The 21,644-nt window shown below is 33.8% G+C and carries 17 protein-coding genes and 2 tRNA genes; 13 read left to right on the forward strand and 6 right to left on the reverse strand.

The window, feature by feature from the left end; translation table 11 throughout:
• Positions 1–64 precede the first annotated feature (64 nt).
• The 4 genes from I5677_RS04100 (at position 65) to I5677_RS04115 (ending at position 3,753) form a co-directional block, all read left to right on the forward strand.
• Positions 65–607, forward strand: a complete 543-nt coding sequence (locus I5677_RS04100; protein WP_197660302.1) for a D-lyxose/D-mannose family sugar isomerase — start codon at positions 65–67, stop codon at positions 605–607.
• Positions 608–943: 336 nt separating this feature from the next.
• Positions 944–2,212 carry a hypothetical protein gene (locus I5677_RS04105; protein WP_197660303.1) on the forward strand — a complete coding sequence of 423 codons (1,269 nt, stop codon included), beginning with the start codon at positions 944–946 and terminating at the stop codon, positions 2,210–2,212.
• A 152-nt stretch (positions 2,213–2,364) separates the two neighbouring features.
• The gene (locus tag I5677_RS04110) at positions 2,365–3,030 is read left to right on the forward strand and encodes a DUF6320 domain-containing protein (protein ID WP_197660304.1); all 666 of its coding nucleotides are present in this window, start codon (positions 2,365–2,367) and stop codon (positions 3,028–3,030) included.
• Between the two features lie 42 nt (positions 3,031–3,072).
• On the forward strand, positions 3,073–3,753 hold the full coding sequence (locus tag I5677_RS04115) for a TraX family protein (RefSeq protein WP_197660305.1): 681 nt from the start codon (positions 3,073–3,075) through the stop codon (positions 3,751–3,753).
• A gap of 3 nt (positions 3,754–3,756) precedes the next feature.
• Here I5677_RS04115 and I5677_RS04120 read toward each other — a convergent pair whose 3' ends face one another.
• Positions 3,757–3,933 carry a hypothetical protein gene (locus I5677_RS04120; protein ID WP_197660306.1) on the reverse strand — a complete coding sequence of 59 codons (177 nt, stop codon included), beginning with the start codon at positions 3,931–3,933 and terminating at the stop codon, positions 3,757–3,759.
• Between the two features lie 399 nt (positions 3,934–4,332).
• Here I5677_RS04120 and I5677_RS04125 point away from each other — a divergent pair, with 399 nt between their 5' ends.
• From I5677_RS04125 to I5677_RS04150, 6 genes are all read left to right on the forward strand, one after another.
• Positions 4,333–4,833 carry a DUF5721 family protein gene (locus tag I5677_RS04125; protein WP_197660307.1) on the forward strand — a complete coding sequence of 167 codons (501 nt, stop codon included), beginning with the start codon at positions 4,333–4,335 and terminating at the stop codon, positions 4,831–4,833.
• A 497-nt stretch (positions 4,834–5,330) separates the two neighbouring features.
• Positions 5,331–7,493: a molecular chaperone HtpG gene (htpG, locus tag I5677_RS04130; protein ID WP_197660514.1), complete on the forward strand. Its 2,163-nt coding sequence runs from the start codon at positions 5,331–5,333 to the stop codon at positions 7,491–7,493.
• A 583-nt stretch (positions 7,494–8,076) separates the two neighbouring features.
• On the forward strand, positions 8,077–8,913 hold the full coding sequence (locus tag I5677_RS04135; protein WP_197660308.1) for a DegV family protein: 837 nt from the start codon (positions 8,077–8,079) through the stop codon (positions 8,911–8,913).
• Between the two features lie 448 nt (positions 8,914–9,361).
• Positions 9,362–10,138 (forward strand): sugar phosphate isomerase/epimerase family protein, encoded by a 777-nt coding sequence (locus I5677_RS04140; RefSeq protein WP_197660309.1) that lies wholly within the window; start codon positions 9,362–9,364, stop codon positions 10,136–10,138.
• A gap of 446 nt (positions 10,139–10,584) precedes the next feature.
• Positions 10,585–10,658, forward strand: a tRNA-Pro gene (locus I5677_RS04145).
• Between the two features lie 128 nt (positions 10,659–10,786).
• Positions 10,787–11,287: a GNAT family N-acetyltransferase gene (locus I5677_RS04150; protein ID WP_197660310.1), complete on the forward strand. Its 501-nt coding sequence runs from the start codon at positions 10,787–10,789 to the stop codon at positions 11,285–11,287.
• Positions 11,288–11,488: 201 nt separating this feature from the next.
• On the opposite strand, the gene I5677_RS17410 is transcribed toward I5677_RS04150, so the two are convergent.
• The 3 genes from I5677_RS17410 to I5677_RS04165 form a co-directional block, all read right to left on the reverse strand.
• Entirely contained in the window at positions 11,489–12,610 is a 1,122-nt protein-coding gene (locus tag I5677_RS17410; protein WP_197660311.1) for a glycoside hydrolase family 11 protein, read from the reverse strand.
• 311 nt (positions 12,611–12,921) lie between these two features.
• Positions 12,922–12,994: transfer RNA gene (locus tag I5677_RS04160), tRNA-Thr, on the reverse strand.
• Positions 12,995–13,250: 256 nt separating this feature from the next.
• Positions 13,251–14,120 carry a DegV family protein gene (locus tag I5677_RS04165; RefSeq protein ID WP_197660312.1) on the reverse strand — a complete coding sequence of 290 codons (870 nt, stop codon included), beginning with the start codon at positions 14,118–14,120 and terminating at the stop codon, positions 13,251–13,253.
• 893 nt (positions 14,121–15,013) lie between these two features.
• On the opposite strand from I5677_RS04165, the gene I5677_RS04170 reads away from it, so the two are divergent.
• From I5677_RS04170 to I5677_RS04180, 3 genes are read left to right on the forward strand one after another with little or no spacing between them, the layout of a single operon-like run.
• Complete coding sequence (locus I5677_RS04170; RefSeq protein ID WP_197660313.1) at positions 15,014–15,943, forward strand: Hachiman antiphage defense system protein HamA; 930 nt, start codon at positions 15,014–15,016, stop codon at positions 15,941–15,943.
• A 4-nt stretch (positions 15,944–15,947) separates the two neighbouring features.
• The gene (locus I5677_RS04175) at positions 15,948–18,320 is read left to right on the forward strand and encodes a DEAD/DEAH box helicase (RefSeq protein WP_197660314.1); all 2,373 of its coding nucleotides are present in this window, start codon (positions 15,948–15,950) and stop codon (positions 18,318–18,320) included.
• Positions 18,321–18,350: 30 nt separating this feature from the next.
• On the forward strand, positions 18,351–20,003 hold the full coding sequence (locus I5677_RS04180; protein WP_197660315.1) for a recombinase family protein: 1,653 nt from the start codon (positions 18,351–18,353) through the stop codon (positions 20,001–20,003).
• Here I5677_RS04180 and I5677_RS04185 read toward each other — a convergent pair.
• Both I5677_RS04185 and I5677_RS04190 read right to left on the reverse strand, forming a co-directional pair.
• On the reverse strand, positions 19,890–20,693 hold the full coding sequence (locus tag I5677_RS04185) for an ABC transporter permease (protein ID WP_197660316.1): 804 nt from the start codon (positions 20,691–20,693) through the stop codon (positions 19,890–19,892). The two genes, I5677_RS04180 and I5677_RS04185, sit on opposite strands and share 114 nt — an antisense overlap.
• Positions 20,677–21,453: an ABC transporter ATP-binding protein gene (locus I5677_RS04190; RefSeq protein ID WP_197660317.1), complete on the reverse strand. Its 777-nt coding sequence runs from the start codon at positions 21,451–21,453 to the stop codon at positions 20,677–20,679. Before I5677_RS04190 ends, I5677_RS04185 begins: the two co-directional genes overlap by 17 nt.
• Between the last annotated feature and the right edge of the window lie 191 nt (positions 21,454–21,644).

A 21,644-nucleotide genomic window follows, 5' to 3' on the forward strand; every position in this document is an offset into this window, starting at 1 on the left:
TTTGTGTATGGATTACAAAAAATAATTTGAAGCAGATTAAGTTTGTTTGCATATGGAGGTTTTTATGAAACATGATGTATATGAAGCGGCAAGATTAAGAGCGATTAAGCTCTTTAATCGGGCAAGTATTGTACTGACAGAGGAAGAGAAGTCATCAATTGAGGTGGCTGATTTTGGATTAGATGATTTAGAACACGTAGGTCTTCAACTGGTGACTTATGTGAATACGAAAAGGTGCTGTGCGAAGGAGTTGGTGCTATTCCCAAGACAAACCTGCCCGGAGCATCGCCATCCCAGGATAGGGGAATATCCCGGTAAGGAGGAGACCTTCCGAGTTCGTTACGGTGAAGTCTATCTCTATGTGGATGGACCGGATACAAAGGATATCAAAGCCAGAATTCCGGACAATGGCAAAGAATATTATACGGTGTTTCATGAAATCGTTCTAAAACCCGGTGAACAATACACCCTTGCACCAAACACAAAGCATTGGTTCCAGGCCGGTGATAATGGGGCAGTGGTTTCAGAATTCAGTACGACCAGCTATGATGAGGATGATATCTTTACGGATGTTAGGATACAGAGAATTCCGGAAGTTGAAGATTAGAAGAGATTTTATTCGTTATATATATTAAATAGGATAAATGAATTGTCCTAAGACTACACTTGGTATAATTAACGAACTGTTTACGCTAATCAATATCACATTCGTTATAATCGTAAGCTGATACAGAGAAAGCGAAGTATAGGAATATTCTTGGGACAATTGTTTACAATCAAAGGATAATCAAATGAAACAAATGATATTTTTAATACAATATTTGCTCTGGACGAATTAAATGATGTTCAAATGATAATGAATCATATTTTTCATATAAAATTAGTTTAGACGAAGGATGTCTATAAAAGAAAAGAACCGGAAGGGAGGTTGGGAATAGGTTTTATGACGAAAAAGATGCCCGTAGAATGGACAAGACTTGATAATGCGGCCAAGATATTTCCTCCAACCACGAATGAGAAGGATACGAAAGTATTTCGTTTTGTATGTGAGCTTAAGGATGACATAGAACAAAAAAGTTTGCAGGAAGCCTTGGATAAAACCATGGTGTTATTTCCGTTTTACCGTTCGGTACTTAGACGGGGAGTTTTTTGGTATTATTTTGAGAGTACGGATATAAAGCCTGTGGTTATGGAAGAACATAAGCTACCCTGCAGCATGCTATATCACCACAACCGAAGAAACCTGCTTTTTGAGGTCACCTATTATAAAAAGCGTATTAATCTGGAGGTTTATCATTCTCTGACCGACGGTACCGGTGCTTTGGGATTTTTAAAAACCTTACTTTATTATTATATAATTATAAAATATAAAGAAGATTTTGGTGATAAGCTTCCCACTTTGGATTATGATGCCTCCATCTCACAAAAAATGGATGACAGCTTTTTAAAGAATTATAACGGAGATCAAATTCCAAAACGATTCAAGCTTACAAAGGCTTATCACATCATGGGAAGGCGTTCTATTGATAACCGGCTTAAGGTAATTGAAGGGGTGATGCCGGTGAAAGAAGTGATTGATCTGGCCCATCGATATGATACCACTATGACCATATATTTAACGGCTTTATTCTTAAAAGCAATTCATCAGGAGATGCCCCTTAGAAGCAGAAGATATCCAGTAGTTTTATCTGTACCGGTTAATCTGCGTACTTATTTTCCTTCGGTTACGGCCCGTAATTTCTTTACCACGATTAACATTAGATATAATTTTAGCAAAATGGGAGATGACCTGGAGGATATTTTAAAAGAGGTTAAAGAGGGTTTTGCCAGGGAGTTAACCCAGGATAAGCTTCGAGAGCATATGAACCGCCTATCGGCCCTAGAACATAATGCATTCATGCGGGTGGTTCCGTTATTTCTGAAGGATGTAGTTCTTCGCTTTGCTAACTTCTTAAACGATAGGGGAATAACGGCTGCCTTATCCAATGTTGGTAAGGTGAATGTAACGGAGGAATTAAGTACCTATATTCATATGTTTGATTGTTTTACCAGCGCGAAAAGACCTCAGATTTGCATCTGTTCCTTTGGGAACAATCTGGTCATCAGTTTTGCTTCCCCCTTTGTCGGTACAGATATCCAGAAGAATTTCTTTCGAATGCTCTCTCAGGAGGGAATTTCTATTACAGTGGCTTCCAATACAAAGGAAGTATAAGAACTCCGGTAGCATAGAAGATGGATGAAGGGTTACCAGGAATTGCTTATTCTAGGTGGATTGACTAGGTTATGTGGGTTTTGTGTGAACCTATGAAGTAAGAGATCTTTTAAGCTATAGATTATAATTTCCTATGAAATGGAGGAAATAAAGTGCAGACTTGCGAGTATTGTAAGATAACAACAAAAGGAGAGAACAGTATCTGTCCTCTCTGTGGAGGTATCCTTAAGGGACAGGGTGATTTAGAGGACGAAGTATTTCCTCATATCCCTACGATATATCAGGAATTTAACATTTTCATCAGGGTTCTGATTTTAATCTCCATCGTTGCCATAGCGGTAAGCTTTTCGATCAACGCGATATTTACGAAGGATTCGAGATGGTCTCTATTGGTGGCAGCAGCTATTTTGTGTATGTGGGTAAGCTTGTTTTTTATTATCCGAAAGAAAAACAATATACCAAAGACCATTGTATGGCAGGTTGTATTAATCAGTGTGTTATCTGTGTTATGGGATCGCTCCATGGGATGGCATGGTTGGTCCATTGATTATGTAATACCGTCGATGTGTGTTATAGCCATGATTGTAATGGCAATCGGAGGGAAATTACTAAAAATCGGAGCACGGGATATGATTGTTTATCTTCTGGTAGATGTTGTGTTTGGATTTATTCCGGCGATCTTTATTCTCTTGGGAGTCTTGAATGTCTTATATCCGTCCATTATCTGTGTAGCGGCCAGTGCAATATCCTTATCTGCATTGATTTTATTCCAAGGGGATAATATCAGGACTGAATTGAATAAGAGAATGCATATATAAATTAATAGATAATAAGAAAATGTAAATTGAAAGGAAACCTATATGAGCTCATTTGTACTAAAATTAATTGCCATTATTACTATGTTAATCGACCATGTCGGAGCAGTGTTTATCACGAACAGTAACACCATTGAATGGTTGGTGTTTCGTGGAATCGGACGTCTGGCATTTCCGATCTTTGCTTTTTTAATTGTAGAGGGATTATATCATACGAAGGATGTATATAAATATATTACCAGAATGGGTATCTTTGCATTGATTTCAGAAATCCCCTTTGATCTGGCGTTCTATGGATCGGTACTTGAATTCAAACATCAGAATATTTTCTTTACCCTGACCTTGGGTCTGATTGTTATAAATATTATGCACACGGTAGAAGAAAAGTATCAAAAAGATATATTAAGGATTAATATTATCAACGCTGCCTTAACATTAGCATTTAGTTTCTTAGCAGCTCTTTTAAATTTGGATTATCAGCATCTTGGAATTCTTTTGATTGTAGGTTTTTATCTGTTCAGAGGAAATAAAGTTCTTAACGTTATGTCCATCCTGATTGTATTAGGATATCTAAACGGTGACTTTTTGTTCGGCATCCTAGCTGCCTGTTCCATGTTCTTTATCGGCTTTTACAACGGCGAACGGGGCAAAAACATAAAATATTTATTTTACGTCTTTTACCCCGCACATTTGGTAATCATATACCTGATTGATCGGTTCGTATAAATATTAAAGATCGTATTGTTTTTCTCGTTCCTGTACATGGTTTGTGGTCTTGTTTTCTAACCGGGTACTTTCTTGTGAATATCCGGGTTTATCGGGGAAATAGTATCTTGAATCAAGGGCATTTATACTATCTGTGGAAGGGAAACGATAATATGTTTTTTTTGATGGCTGAAAATACATGATTACAATCCTCCTAACTGATGAGAGAGTATTATAACTTCTGATTTGAAAAGTCTATGATATTATTGTTCGTAATTCAAAAAATTATATACTAGTAAATTGATGAACACCTTGAATTTACGTGAAGTTTACGCATTTATTCGTGAAAAATCGATAAGGTTATTGTATCTAATAAAAAGATTAGAAAACATTTAATCCATTAAAATAAATATTTAAATTTTTGTATAATTATTTTAGTGAAAGAAAGTGTATTATGTAAAATGAAACTGTAACATATTTAATATATGAAATTTTTTGAATGCTATTAAAATCTTTTGTACTGTTGTTAGCAAAACGAATTTAAAATCGTTTTAGGCAAACTTTTTGTTCTAACTAAAAAATGATTACCGGGAGATACTTATGATATCAGTTAAAATATCTGAGGTTAAGAACTTTATGGCAAAGCTTCTTACCAATTCCGTATTTGATCATCTTCTGTTAAGGGAAATGGATGTTCAGACCTTTACAGGATTTCAGATCTCAGGCCAGTTAAATGATGCCTTCTTTTCATCAGAGGAACTGGAGGAACGGGGCAACCAAAAATATATATTATGGGGTGAAGTTAGAGGAATTGCTTATTCTATGATTAAAGGAAGTAAGACTCCTTTGTCCTTAAAGATTGTGTTTCAACTGCCGCCGCAGTATACCGAGGAATTGGTGCAGAAACTGGCAGGAAGATTTCGAAACGAGGATATCGGCGGCTTATATATGAATATCCGCTTCGAAAAAGGCGGACTCCATATCATTACCGGAACTGCAATAAAAACCTTTACTATGGATAAGTCACTGGAACAGGAATGGGATCATATGGTGAAGGAGTTTTTGAAGAAGCAGGAAATCGCCTTTGAAGAGGAAACTTAAGACAATGATATAGAAAAAAATTATCAATTATTAGCACTCTAGTTAAATGAGTGCTAATTTTTTCTTGACATTTTTTTTCAGACGTATTATCATATCAAAGGAAGGCGATTTCTTACATTCGATAGATAAGCCGGTTTATATGGAGCTGTTTCAGTTTGGTTTAGTAAACTGCTTCGGAGATAAGCTTCTGTGATTTAAGTAAGATTTTCCTAAACATATTTAGGATATCTGATTATTCATGAAAAGTGAAGTGGCTTGCCGGTTTTCTCTTGTTTCGGTTCTATTAATATGCTGATAATATGCTGATTTTTCAGCATGAAGGCAACATGGTGAGTAGTATATTAGGGATAAGACGAACTTTACGAAAACTACAGCTATAAAACAGCAGGACGATTAAGAAATTGCCCATTACGAAAAAAATAAAAAATTAGAATAATAACAGTAGGAAAGGAGGATTTATTAAGTGCTTTAAAAGAACGCACTTGATAAAGCAAAATATGAGTACAGAACGCGGTAGTTTATCAATTCATTCAGAGAACATTTTTCCTATTATCAAGAAGTGGTTGTATTCTGACCATGATATCTTTGTCAGGGAGTTAATCTCCAATGCCAGTGATGCAATTACGAAACTTAAGAAGTTAGAAATCATGGGAGAAGCCAATATTCCTGAGGATAATAAATTCAAAATCACAGTAACAGTAAATCCTGAGGAAAAGACGATTCGTTTCAGTGATAACGGTATCGGTATGACAATGGAGGAAGTGAAGGAGTACATTAACCAGATTGCATTTTCCGGTGCACAGAAGTTCCTTGAAAAATATAAGGATAAGACGAATGAGGATCAGATTATCGGTCATTTTGGACTTGGTTTCTATTCCTCCTTTATGGTAGCAGGTAAGGTAACTATTGATACCCTGTCCTGGCAGCCGAATGCAGCTCCGGTTCACTGGGAATCCGAAGGCGGCACAGAATATGAGATGGGTGAAGGAACCAGAACCGAGCGGGGTACTGAAATCACTCTCTATTTAAATGAAGACAGTTATGAATTCTCCAATGAGTACCGGGTAAAAGAAATTTTGAAAAAATACTGTTCCTTTATGCCGTTTGAGATTTATTTTGTGAACGCCAATGCTCCTGTGGAAGAAGAGAAGGAAGCGGATGAAGATATCATTGATACCACAGTGGATGAAGATGGCAAAGCCTCTGAGGATGGCAAAGCGGATAATAAAGCAAATGAGAAGAAAAAACCGCAACCGATTAATAATCCAAATCCTCTCTGGGCAAAACATCCGAATGACTGTACCGAAGAAGAATATAAAGAGTTTTACCGTGATGTGTTCCACGACTATAAGGAGCCTTTGTTCTGGATTCATCTGAATATGGATTATCCGTTTAACTTAAAGGGTATCTTATATTTCCCTAAGATTAATACAGAATATGATTCCTTAGAGGGCTTAATCAAATTATACAGTAACCAAGTATTTATCGCTGATAATATTAAGGAAGTTATTCCTGAGTTCTTAATGTTATTAAAGGGTGTAATTGACTGTCCGGATCTACCCCTTAACGTATCCAGAAGTGCACTGCAAAATGATGGATTTGTAAAGAAAATCTCGGATTACATCTCTAAAAAGGTTGCAGATAAACTCTCAGGCATGTATAAGGTAGAAAGAGAAAACTATGAAAAGTATTGGGATGACATCAGTCCTTTTATTAAATTCGGTTGCTTAAAGGATGATAAATTCAGGGATAAGATTAAGGATTCTATCATCTATAAGAATCTGGAAGGTAAATATATCACCCTGGCTGAATATGTGGAGGCCGCGAAGGGCAAGAAAGCGGAAGATAAGGAAGAAGCCGCTGATAAGAAGAACAAGGATGAAAGTGTTAATGAGGTAACAGATGCGGATACAAAAGAAGCATCTGTTGATGAAAAAGATAAAGATGTTCATGCAGCAGAATGCACCCATGATCATGAGCACGGAGAAGAATGCGGCTGCGGACACGATCATTCTCAGGATAACGGCGAAGAAGTAAAAGAAGAGGATAAAACACTGGTTTATTATGTGACTGATGAAAAACAGCAGAGTCAGTACATTAATATGTTTAAAGAGGCTGGGCTGGATGCGTTAATCCTTACCCATAATATAGATCAACCGTTTATTACACAAGTTGAATATCAGGATCAGAAGATTAAATTCCAGCGGATTGATGCGGATATCACCGACAGCTTTAAGGAAGAAACGAAGAAAAAGGATCAGAAAGTATTAAAGAACAATACTGATGCTATGACCAAGTTATTCCGTAAAGTATTAGGAAAAGAAAAACTGGAGGTTAAGGTTGAGAAATTAAAGAATGAAAAGGTATCCTCTGTTATTACCCTTTCCGAAGAAAGCCGCAGAATGCAAGAGATGATGCGTATGTACAGTATGAACGGTATGGATCCTAACATGTTCGGTGGTGGCGGAGAGACCTTGGTACTTAATGCCAATCATAAGTTGGTTCAATATGTTATTACGAATGAAAATTCTGAGAATACACCTATGATTTGCGAACAGCTGTATGATCTGGCACTCCTAAGTCATAAATCTCTGGAACCGGAAGCTATGACGAAGTTTGTTCAAAGAAGCAATGAAATTATGATGTTACTGGCGAAATAAATGATATCATTCTTTCATAATAAATAGAATAGGAAAATTACTAGTGATAGGAGTCTCCTTTTTTGGGAGACTCCTTTTTATGATGGGTTATAAGTCACAAATAAAGGAAAAACGTTACCATGATAAGTTATATTATTACCATGTCGTAAGAGAAAATTAGAATTTGGAAAACCTCATTAACTAGAAAACGATTTGTGTTGTTAGATTGAATTTAAAGAAGAAGTAATAAATAATTAATTTATAAATTAATCAACATAAAGATCAATATTAAAATTAACATATAAATAGTTACCTAAGATTTTAAATGATATTCCTTCGATTATATACCGCAATTTTGGAAATCCTATTAATTAAAATATAATACACTTAAGTGAATGCTGCTTCCTAGATAAAACATAAAATTTCTATAAAATACTTTTCAAAATATAATGTTTGTGCTATTATATATAGTAATTAAAACTACATTGTATAGAATTGTTTCTGCAACACGCGTCTTTGATATTGCGACATGTAAATATATGGGTGATAGTTGAGGGAACATCTGAATATAGAAATATTACGGATATAGCAGGAGGATGAGCAAATGTCATATAGGATAATAGGAGACAGTTGTACGGATTTACCAAAGGAATTGAAAGAAAACGAGCATTTTAGACTAGTACCGCTTACGCTTATTGTTGAAGAAGAACAAATCAGAGATGATGAGACCTTTGATCAAAAGATGTTTTTAAGCAAGGTGAAGGCAAGCCCTCACAGTCCAAAATCGGCATGTCCTTCACCGGAGGATTACATGAAAGAGTTTGACTATGATGGGGATATCTATGTGATTACGTTGTCATCGAACTTAAGCGGTTCTTATAATAGTGCTCAATTAGCTAAGAATTTATATCTGGAAGAGCATCCGGATAAAAACATAGAGGTGATAGACTCCCGTTCTGCTTCTGTTGCTCAGACCTTGATCGCGATGAAAATTAAGGAACTGATTGAAGGAGGAACACCTTTTGATAAAGTGGTAGAGAAAATTCATACCTTTAGGGATAATATTAAGACGAAATTTGTATTAGAGTCATTAGAAACCTTAAGAAAGAATGGACGTCTTACCGGTCTGCAGGCAATTATAGCCAGTGCACTTAATATCAAGCCTGTTATGGGAGCAACACCTGAGGGAACTATCTATAAGTTGGATCAGGCAAGAGGAATTGTCAAAGCACTGATAACAATGGCAAAGCAAATTGAGCAGGATGTATTAAAGCCCCATGAAAGAATACTGGGAATTTCCCATTGTAATAATTATGAGAGAGCCCTCTTTGTTAAGGAGGAGATTCTTAAGAGAGTACCGTTTAAAGATTGTTTTATCGTTGATACAGCGGGAGTCAGCTCATTATATGCCAACGAAGGCGGAATAATTACAGCTTATTAATTCAATAGCTATCTACTACCAATAAAGTCCTACAATGAGCATAAACGGTTCTACCACAAGTATAAATAATAATTTCATAGACATTAGTTCTAAAACGCAGGAAAAGTCGTGCCTTTCGCACACCTTCACCTGCGTTTTTGTCATAGACAAATAAGCCTTCCAGGCAGGATGAACACTCGCGCGTAAGGAATTTTGTCGGTTTACCGAACGCGTGCAGCGCGGGAGTATGCCAAGGCTAACTCTTTGTTCTGCTTTATCCCATAATCAGAGTAATTCCAAACATCTGTACATGAGTAATTATGGAATAACACAGTAGTAAAATGTAGACTTTAATGTTATTATGAATTAATAAAAGGTAAGTGGATATATTTGATTTATAAGATTAGGTTATCAATGGAGCCAGAGTACCGATTTACTATTTAAATTAGTCTTGTGGGGAGGATATATAATGCAATTTGGTATGCCAACATTGATTGAAAATAAAGATTTGGAAGAAACGGCTCTCTTATGCAAAGAGTTAGGTTTGGGTTTTATTGAATTAAATATGAATCTCCCACAGTATCAGATTGAATATCTTGAAAAAACAGATGCATTTAATAAGATAGCAGATCAATATGGAGTTTACTATACAATACACCTAGATGAAAATTTGAATTTTTGTGATTTTAACCGAACGGTTTCAAAAGCATACTTTGATACTGTAAAAAGAACGATAAATGTTGCAAAGAAAATGAGAGTACCTATAATAAACATGCACATGAATCGAGGTGTTTATTTTACGTTGCCGGATAAAAAGATCTATCTGTTTGAGAAATATAATTTAAGTTATATGTCTGATATTAAAGATTTCAAAGAGCTATGTAATGAGGCTGTTGGTAATTCGAAGATTAAGATCTCAATAGAGAATACAGATGGATTTCAGGATTTTGAATTAACGGCAATTGAATGTCTATTAGAAAGTGAAGTTTTTTCACTAACATGGGATATTGGACATTCCTATACAGCCGGTAATATTGATGAGCCGTTTATTTTAAAACATTCAGATAAGTTAGGGCATTTTCATATTCATGATGCGGTTGGTGATAAAAACCATTTAACCCTTGGAAGTGGCGACATCAATTTGAAAGAGAGAATAAAAATAGCCAATGAATATAATTGCAGATGTGTTATTGAGACGAAAACAATAGAGGCATTAAGAAAATCAGTAAAATGGCTTCAAAAGTAATAATAGAGAAAAGATAGAGTGTAATATATTTATCTACGTTATGTATAACTATTTAATCACCTACGATAGAAGAACTGTAAATTAGTATAAGTGTATGCCTTGGGGGTAAAAGCTGATGAAAAACAAAAGACTATTCTATGGAATCATTGGAATACTGATCCTTGCTATTGTACGAAACAGGTAGCAGTGTATCTGAATGGAAAATATATAGGGAAAAAGAGATAAAAAGTGATAAAATAACTTATTATAAAGAAGGAAATGTTAGAAGAAAAGGTATCTGAAGATGGTAGTGAACTGATTCAAATTCGCCCTATGGATGAGGAAGGTAATGTGATATCTTCCGGTGGTTTTCAGTTAAAAACCTTAAATTAGTAGTTGACTTTTTCGCCTTTTTGATAGATAATATCTATTGCGGTGCTTTTATAAAAGCACTTAAATATCTAATTCGAGGCGTGGCTCAGTTTGGTAGAGCGCTGCGTTCGGGACGCAGAGGCCGTGGGTTCGAGTCCCGTCGCCTCGATGCTTTGAAACCTGTAAGATTAGTAACAATCTTATGGGTTTTTTGATTCTTGTTGACAACAGATCTATTCAGGTATTATTATTACTTAACCTGAAATATAAAAATGATGAAAGCGATGGGAAGTTAACATGGATATTATACTTAGGGACATGAAAAGAGAAGACTGGGAAGCAGTTGCTTCCATATATCAGGAAGGTATGGATACAAAGAGAGCTACTTTCCAGACGAAAGCTCCGTCCTATGAGGAATGGGATAGAGCACATCTATCATATTGTCGTTTTGTTGCAGAGTTTGAGGGTGAAGTTGTTGGTTGGACGGGTATTAGTCCTTATAGTTCTCGCCCAGTTTATTCCGGAGTGGCTGAGGAAAGTATTTACATAAAAACAGGTTATCGTGGTAAGCATATCGGAGAAAAACTGTTAAGTAAATTAATTGAAGAATCTGAAAAACAGGGTATATGGACGTTACAAGCAGGCATTATGGAAATCAACGAAGCCAGTATTGCTCTTCATAAGAAGATGGGCTTTCGTATAGTGGGACATCGTGAACGAATAGGTAAAGATAGTAACGGCGTATGGCAGAATACAGTACTTATGGAGAGAAGAAGTAAAACAGTTGGTATTATATAAAAATATATGACTATAATTATCTATCATAAGAACAAGGGTACCGTTTTCTCATATCAATAGGTGAATACAACGTAAAAACCCGGCAGGAAAGATCCCGCCGGGTTTTTGTTTAATCATACGGAGTTCCTTCAAGATGAATTGATAAGGCAATTCTCTTGTTTGATTTAGCACTTAAAAATAATATATATTACTTCTTAGGATTTACCTGATTTCCAGGTAATCAATGAAAGCATCCCATGATCCGTTATCAGCAGTAACAACAAGCTGAATCTGTTGATTACCGGTTCCATGGCTGACATTATTAATGGTGTAGGACGCAGGATAGCTACCGCCAAAGTAGAAGGTACCCTTCGTCTGTCCTCCTATTCTTAAGTCAACCCTTGCCATATTGGAGTTGTTTGAACAGCCACGAAGGGTGAAACTATGGTTGCCGCTAGCAAAATACTGCGTATAGCTTACCATATCATTGTTAGCATATAAAGCGACTCCATTGAAAGGCGAGCTGATATTACCGGTGTACTGACCACTCTTACTCATACTCTCGCATTCCGTTCTCGTAGCTGTTCCGCCACCGCCACCACTTGGAGGAGGGGTAGGGGTAGGAGTAGGATTAGTGCCGCCACCGCCGCCGGAGCTACCACCAACGCTAAAGGTATTGCTATACACATTAGCACTACCGCTACTCTGGTAACCTTCTACACAAAGGGATACTTCATACATTTTTCCTAAGGTCATCCCTCTGCTTGCCCATGCATTGAAATGTTGGGTAACAGAGATGGTTCCGCTGGTACGTTTTGACGTACGAACACTCCAAAATTGCTTAAAAGTTGCAGTACCTTTAATGGATGGCTGGTTGGTACGAGTAGTTTCGTATATGTCATATGTACCTCCGTCAACGTTAATGGTACCCTTTGAAGATGCCCCCGGCGGACGCCAGTTACCCCAGCTGTCAACAATGTAAAACTCTACGAGAGGGTCAACAGACCAACCATAGATGCATAAATAGGAATTGCCGTTTGGATTATAAGTGGCACCGTAGTTAACTGATATGTTTCCGATTTGCTGATAGGTCTGTGTCTCGTTGAATTTTCTGCCTTTACGGAATAGCGCATTATTGATGTTACTCCATTGGCAACTGAATGTACCGCCACTGTTGAGAGTCATACTTGTGGTTCCGTTGTCCTTCCACAACTCATAATAATAACCGTCTTGTGTACCACTCTGATTTGACGTAATCGTTGTAGCCGCCAGTACGTTTACAGCAGGTAATGTAAGCGCGATGCACATTAAGATTGCTAAAAATGCCTTCTTGGATTTCTTCATAACGAACACTCCTTTCATTAAAAATAATAGTTACATTGCTTGCAAGCAACATTATCATAACACAAAATTTGGAAATATACAAGCATTATTGTACAAAAATACTTAATAATATACTACAATGTAAAATAATTTATAGCATTATTTTATAATATTGTACACAAATATACATATTGAACTGATATTATATTCATTTAATACATTTATCCCAATTTATTTACAAATTAATTTATATTTTATATAGCTTATAAAAATAAACAACAAAAAAACACTCTGAAGAGTGCTTTTATTTTTGAATTATTGAATTCCTTAAGAGCTGGAAATCGGACTTGAACCGACGACCCCTTCATTACGAGTGAAGTGCTCTACCGACTGAGCTATTCCAGCATAAAATTTCATGACATATACAGTCAGGAACTGTTACTCAACTATTCTATTATAAACCATAAAAAAATTCAAGGTTTTTTTTAATAGTAGCAGGCAATATGGTAGTAAGTTTAGAGATAAAATTATACAGTAGAGAAAAAACCGGTAGACTTAGACACATAAAAACGGAAGCTGGCAATTAATGATAACAGCTTCCGTTTGAGACTTTAGAAGTATTTTATTATTAAAAAATATAGTGCATCAAATATGAAAACACCTATCTTTTTTCTCCCCTAAAGCATAAACCAATTGCTCCCGGACCGGAATGAGCACCGATACTGGGGCTTATCGTATTCATGATAATTGTTTTATGAGGAAGACGTTCCTTAATTAAGTCAGCTAGGTACATTGCGTCCTCTAAATCATCTCCATGGGCAATACAGACAATGTCTTTCTCTTCCTTAAATTTACCCATGCTATTCATCATATTATCACAGATAGCAGTTAAAGATTTTTTTCTGCCTCTTGCCTTATCCAAAGGAACTAATTGTCCTTCATTATTCAGATATAGTATGGGCTTTACATTTATCATAGAACCAACAAATGCAGTTGTTTTCGAGATACGTCCGCCTCTTTGTAGATGACCTAAATCATCAACGACAAAGCGTACACAATACTCCAGCTTGTGGGTTTCGATCCATTCAGCGATTTCATCGATAGTTTTGCCTTCTTCTTTAAGCTCAACCGCTTTCATGACAAGCATGCCTTCACCCATGGATGCATTGAGGGTATCTAAAACTATAATTTTAGCACCGGGATTTTCCTCACATATTTCTATCCCTCCGGTCATAACATTACTGCAACCACCACTTAAGGCAGAGGAGAAACTAATATGTAAGATGTCCAGATCACGATCAACATAACCTTGGAAGGTTCTTCGGATTACCTCAGGATTACTTGCCATAGTTGTAGGCATAATACCTCCCCGCATCTTGTCATAGAACTCTTTCGGAGTTAGGTTAACTTCATCTCCGTAGGTCACACCTTCTAAATCATAATAATGGGGTATAATACCGATTTCTTTATCTTTTATGTAATCTTCCAGTAAGTCGGAGTTCGAATCCGTTGTTATAACAAAATCTTTCATATTTTTATAACCCTCCTTCTTAATATTTATACAGTTATATTCTACTAAATGAGCGGACAAACCGCAACTGGATTTTATATATTCTTTATCATATGTTTATAAAAAATTAATGCACAAGCTTTCAGAGGGTATGATATAGCTGAACTTTATGATTGACTTTATAAATCTACCATCTACTAAAGATAAGTTAAATATTACCCATACTATCATTTAGTTTGAATATTATTACTAAGCGAGGTTGTTTGATAAGGAAAAGTTCTTCAATTAATAGAAGTATGACTTACCGTAATAATTTTATGAAGGACATTGTTGTTATGTAACCTGACTCGAACAAACATGTTCGATTATGCAGACATAGACAATAATGTCCTTCGATCTATGAGTCAGGTAAGCCAGATTATTTCTTTTAAGACTAGGAGGTTGTATCTCTTGAATATTTCTTCTCAAAGAAGGCTAATATTTTATACAGTCCGGTTGCGACAATACAGAGAATTACAATTGACATGATAACCCAGTCCAGTTTAAACACCTGAGACTTATATCTAGTAATTACCTAAGAAATAAAAAATTTGGATTTATGTTATATTATTTTAATAATTCACTTATTAATAATTAATTTCATAGAATATATCCATTTGAATAGATTATATTAACATATAGTTTTTTAATGGGTGAATAAATTGAAAGAAAAAGAAAAAAACAACAAGTATGAGTTAGAACGTTTATTATACATATTTAAATATATATTTAAAATTGATTTGATATCAGAAGCTGAATATAAAAGAATATTAAAAGATACAAATACAAAATAAGAAAATCTCACCAATATATTGATATAATTTACAATAAGGTGTAAAATTTTAGTATATTATACGATTATTGGAGGAAAAAATATGGATTACAAAACACTATATGATAATATGATTTGCCAAAAGACAAAGATTGTTATTGTAAAGTATCAAGCATCTAAAAATAATTTTGAATATATACCATTTAGCCACCATTCAAATAAGAATTGGTTAGACGATATGTATGATTTATTAATAGATAATATAGTATTTTATGCATTTTCAGAAGATGAGATTTTAGAACGTAACAAAAAAATAGGATTACTTAATGATTTAAAAATAGCAGCTAAATATGCATGTGAGAATAGGCTACCTAAAAGAAAAAATCCTAATACTGACGGTATAGTAGGAGAGTTATTATTAGATTTGTTGATACAAGTTTATGAAGTGACCTGTTCTAAAATGTTAGCAAGAACAAAGTATAATCAAATGGGGGATAACTCAGAAATTAAAGGATATGATTTGCTGTATTTTGTTAAGGATGAAAAAGGTAAAATTAGTATGTGGCTGGGACAAGCTAAAGCAGGCGCATATAAATATTGTAAGGAGGGAATCCGCGATGATTTAAATCAAAAGTATATTAATAAATATTTCGCAGATTCTATGTTTTATGTTGCTGATAAATCTGACAACTTAGATTTAAGTTACCTTTTAGATGGAATAAATAATATTTTATTTGAAGCAATTGACTATAAATATAAGGTTGATGAAAAAGAAAAAAAATTATTTGAATATTTAAAAAAAGAGAATGTTTCAATTAAAATACCATGCTTATTAGCATATACCAATGATATTTATAAATGCGAATCCGAGTTACAAATGAATATAAATGAGTGTATTGATAGTATAAAAAAATATTTCGATACAAAAGTTTTTAATATAGAAATTGACATTGATTATGAGATAATATTTTACGTATTTCCAATAAAAAGTGTTCCTGAACTAAGAGAAAAAATAATGTACTTTAAGAGGTGAGAATATGAGTTATTTACAAAGATTATTATATTGTATTAATCATTTTGATAATTCGGATAAATTAATAAGTGAGATGAGAAATCTAATATGCTTTTTATCTGATAATGAAAATTATAGATATAATGAACCATATCGTTCAATAATTTTTGAAGCGGCACAAAAAATGAGAACTTTCGGTTATATTAAGGGAGTTAATAAAATCTCCATAGATGATCTTGCTTCTAATGATATTATTGATATAAAGCAACAAAGTATTCAGAGCTATTATTCTTCTAGTGTATACCCTAATAGCATTTTAGATAAAAGACAGAAAGATATAATTAATTTATTTCAAGAATTACATATAAAAAGGTTGCTTGTAAGCGCACCTACTTCTTTTGGCAAAACATTTCTTTTAAATGAAATAATTTATCTAAACAAAGAACGATATAAAAATGTTTTATTAGTTTTTCCAACAGTGGCATTACTTAATGAAAATACAGAAAGAATTAAAAAGCTAATTGAGGATAGAAACCTAAATTATAAAGTTATAAATAATGTTTATAGTGATGTTAACGAAAATGACCGTAGTATTTTTATACTGACACCTGAACGAACATTAAAGATTCTTTCAGATAAAAAATATCTTAATATAGATTTTTTCTTCTTTGATGAAATGTATAAGATTGACGAAGATTTTAATGTGGATGAAGAAACATTAAATGGAGATGAACAAGAGTTACAAAATAAAAAAAATAAAATATTAGATAATAGAGCAAAAGCATTTAGAATAGCTTTATATATTTTATCACGTGAGGTAGGTGAATATTATATTGCTGGCCCATATCTAAATATTAACAATTCTAAAGAGGGTATGAAAAAATATCTTAAAGAAAACAATATTACATGTTTTCAGGTAGATTTTGAACCTACTATGAGAGTTGAATTCGATGCATGGAAAAAGAATACAACATGTCATCATCCTATACTAGGATTAAAACATATTGATATATTTGATAATAGTAAATTAAAAACGATAGATAAGATAAGGGGGGTTATAACGTATATAGTACATAACAAGTTAGGTCAGGCTATATTATATTGTTCGAAACCAGCTAAAACCATTGAGTATTCAATGCAAATAATTAAAGAGCTACCTAATGACAACATGATAGTAAAAAAATATGAGGATTTTATTAATCATTTAAAGAAAAGATATGGTGTTGAAAAATACCTTAATAACAAAAGAATTTTCACTACAGATTATTGGAGTCTTATAAAAATACTTCAATCAGGATATGGAATACATCATGGAAAATTTCCTAAGTATATTCAAAAAGAAATTCTTAATATGTTTAATAATGGTGATATTAATTTTTTGTTTTGTACTTCAACAATAATAGAAGGTGTTAATACAAATGCGAGAAATGTAATAATTATTAATTCTAGTGTTGGTAGGAACAAACTAACTTCGTTTGCATTAAAAAATATAAAGGGTAGGGCTGGAAGATACTATCATCATTTTATAGGTAATGTGTTCTATTTAGCAAAGGAACAGAGAGAGATAGAAAATGAAAAGGATAGAGAACTAGACTTTTCTATTTATAGTAATCGTAGAATTTTAGATGTAGATATTGATAATGCAGAGTTTGGTAGTTTAAGTGAAGTTAATAAAAAAGTTAAAAAAGAAAGAGAAGATATTCTCAATAAAGATAAACTACCAGATTATGTGTTCATTAAAAACCGTTTATATGATAGAAAGCTTCAAGAGCATTATTTATACTATCTGTTAAAGAATGATATTTTTAATCAATTTGTTTGTATAATCAATCAATCTACAAATATAAAATTCATTTTAGAAAAAAAGATTATTAATACTATTTTAGATACTTTAGTTGTTACTGGTATTATTGATGAGTATAAAGGAGTTTATTATCAGGGCGTTATTACGTCATATAGTTTTAAAGGAATTGTAGGATTACTAGAATATCAGTTAAATAATATAAGTCAACCAGAAAAACAGATTGATAGTATTTATTTGAAAGTATTTGAGCAAATCAAAACGGTGGTTGAATATGAAGTACCTAAATTATTGTGCTTGTTTGAAGCAATTTACTCTTGCGCAGGTGAAATAAAAGGGTATGACATGAGTGGTTTTTCTTTATCCGCATTAATTCGTTTTTACGAACTTGGGGTAATGACTGCTTTAGGGCTCAGGCTAGTAGACTATGGGTATCCTATTGATACTATTAGAGAACTAGAACGGAAATTTCCTTTACTAAATACTATGGATTATGAACAAAGTAGAGCGTTTATAATAAGTCAAAAAAATGTAATCAAGAAAGCGCTAGATAATTATGAATGGAATTTATTAAAGTTAGCTTTGAAAATAGACTAAAATTTATATGACAGAAAAGGGTGAGATATAATGAAAGCAGTTTATTATTGCAGAGTTAGTACAGAAGAAGAGAGTCAAATTAATGCGTTGGATAAACAGGTACAAGAAGCGGAAAATTGTATTAAAAATAATAATTGGGAGTTAATAGATACTTATATTGATGAAGGCAAAAGTGGTACATCTACATATAAAAGAGATGAATACATAAGGCTTTTTGAAGATATTAGTACAGATAAATTTGATATAATTGTTATTAAATCTCAAGATAGATTGATGCGGAATGTAAAGGATTGGTACCTATTTATTGACAAATTGGTAGTAAATAATAAAAAGCTATATTTTTATCTTGAAAACAGATTTTACACCCCAGATGATTCTTTGATTACTGGAATTAAAGCTATTTTAGCCGAAGAGTATAGTAGAGAATTAAGCAAAAAGATAAAAAATGCCCATAAAAATAGACAAACCAGTAAGGGTAAACCTGTCATTACATCAAATACATGGGGATATGATAATATTAATAAAGAGATACATATTAATGAGAAAGAAGCAGAAATAGTTAGATTAATATATGATTTATGTATAAAAGGCTATGGTAGTAGGTCTATCAGTAAAGAACTTAGTAACAGAGAGGTAAAAAGTAGGACAGGAAATGATTTTGCGGAAATAACTGTTAGGCGTATAATTAGAAACCCCTTGTTTAAAGGAACTGTCGTTATGAATAAACGACGTATAGATTTTAATACAAAAAAAACTGTTCATGTACCTGAAGATGAGTGGATAATACATGAAAACGCAGTTCCAGCAATTGTTTCTTCAGATATATGGGAACGTGCAAATAGTATGATGGATGCTAGATCTACAGAAGTAAATGCAAACGAATTTAAACAACAAAGAAACGGTAAGAACATAGGAAAATATAATCTGTCAGGTAAAATTTTTTGTGGTATGTGTGGAGAGGTGTTCTGGAGAAGATATAGGAGAAAAAAAAGTAATTATGAGCAAATAGTAGAATGGTCTTGTTGTGAATATATACGTAGAGGGAGAAAGACTAAAACTGATAACAGGGGTAAAGAAAAACAAAAGGTAAGTAATGAAAAATCAGGATGTGATAATATTCATATCAAAGAAGAAGACTTATATAACCTCTTACTTGAAATATCGAAAGATATTTTTGGAAATAAAAAGGAAGACATTATAAATAAAGCCATTACAATTTTAAGAGCTATTTTTTCAGAAGATACTATAGCTGATGAGAGAAAAAGTATAGATGACGAAATGAAAAAAATACTTAATCAAAAAGATTTATTAATGGATAAACTATTAGAAGGGGTTATTACTAATGAAGATTATAAGCGTAAGGATGCTGATTTAGAGAAAAGACTTACTAATATTCGAAATCAGGAGTTAGAACTTATAGAAAAAGAAAAGGAAGCAAATGATATTGAAAACAGACTATTATCTATAAAAAAAATACTTGAGAATAGAGGTGCAGATTTAGCATGTGTAAACCAATTAGTAGACCATATAGAAAAAATCATTGTATTTAACGAACATTTAGAAATATATTTAGATTTCTATGAGCCTATTCAGGCAAAGATATATGGACAAGGGAAGGCGAAAAAGTACCAGTATGTAGACACAAGTAAACACCTGACTTCCATAGATAATCAGATAACCTAAACCAGCTTTTGCTGCCAGGAATTCTCCGATTACTACACCGACTAAGGATAAACCGATATTAACTTTCATCTGACTGATAATTGAGGGTATATTAGATGGAATGATAACTCTGAATAAAACATCCCGTTTATTTCCCCCAAGAGTATGAATTAATTTAATCCTGTCCTCTTCAACCGACTTAAAATCATTGTAAAGGTTTATAATTGTTCCGAACACCGCAACTGAAACCGCCGCTACTATAATCGTCTTCACATTATTACCCAACCATACGATAAAAACCGGTGCCAGAGCTGATTTTGGTAAACTGTTTAATACAATTAAATAAGGTTCCAAGACCTTAGAAAGGCTATAATTCCACCATAGGATAACTGCTACAGCAATTCCAAGAAAGTTAACCAGGAAAAAGCTGACAAGGGTTTCCAATAGGGTGATACCGGTATGATAAAAAAGCTGCCCACTGGCGCCCATTGAAATAATAGTTTTCATTACCCTGGAAGGACTGGAAAAAACAAATGAGTTAAGTATTCCATAATGCGCTGTTACTTCCCATAAGGAGATAAAACCGATTAAAATAACTATTTGATAAATCCTGATCCTACGAGTACGTAAAACGTGTCTTCTGATAAAGGCTAGTTGAGCAGTGGAAATGTCTAAGCTTTCACTTGAAACGTTTCTATTCTTTCTGCTCATTATGATTTAACTCCTTCCATATCATATTAAAATAATCCTTGAACTCAGGAGCACTTCTGGCGGCAAAGGGAGTTCGATTTTCTATGGAAAGATTAATATCAAAGGTTTTCTTTACAGTTCCCGGGCGAGAGGATAGAACGATTACCCGGTCTGCCATACTAATCGCTTCTGAGATGTCATGGGTGATAAGGATGGCTGTTTTTTTCTCCTTTCGAATGATACCCCAGATATCATCAGCAACCTCTAGTCTTGTCTGATAATCCAAGGCTGAAAAAGGTTCATCCAGAAGTAAAATATCCGGTTCTAATAAAAGTGTACGGATGAGAGCCACCCGTTGTCTCATGCCACCGGATAATTCAGAAGGATATGAATTCTTAAAGGTGATTAACCCGTAGGTATTCAATAAATCATTAATCTGGACGTAGCTGTTATCCGTTAGCTTATGTTGGATTTCCAAACCCAGTGTTACATTTTTTAGGGTATTACGCCAGTCTAACAAATGATCCTTCTGTAGCATATAGCCGATATTTTTTCCGGAAGATTTGATATCCTTTCCATTAATATATATAGAACCGCAGCTTGGAGAGAGTAAGCCTGCAATCAATGACAGCAAGGTAGATTTTCCGCAACCACTTGGTCCGACGATACCTAGGAATTCACCATCCATAACATTAAAAGAAACATCGAATAACGCCGGTGTCTCTCCTTCAAGGCTATGATAGGAATAACTAATATGATCAATTTTTAGAAGTTCGCTCATATTGTTCCTCCATTTTTGCTTATACAGTATTATATGAAAGGACAAATGAGAGGTTACATTGGATGTATATGAAAGCGTAGCTACAGGGGTTGGAGGTGTTTAAGTGTTATTACATAAATAGTAATATGAAGAGTGATTAGATTATAAACTTGTTAGGTTGTTCAACAATAGAATTGATTTATCCAATTATT

Source organism: Mobilitalea sibirica, assembly GCF_015999265.1.
In the GTDB taxonomy this organism is placed as follows: Bacteria; Bacillota; Clostridia; order Lachnospirales; family Lachnospiraceae; genus Mobilitalea; species Mobilitalea sibirica.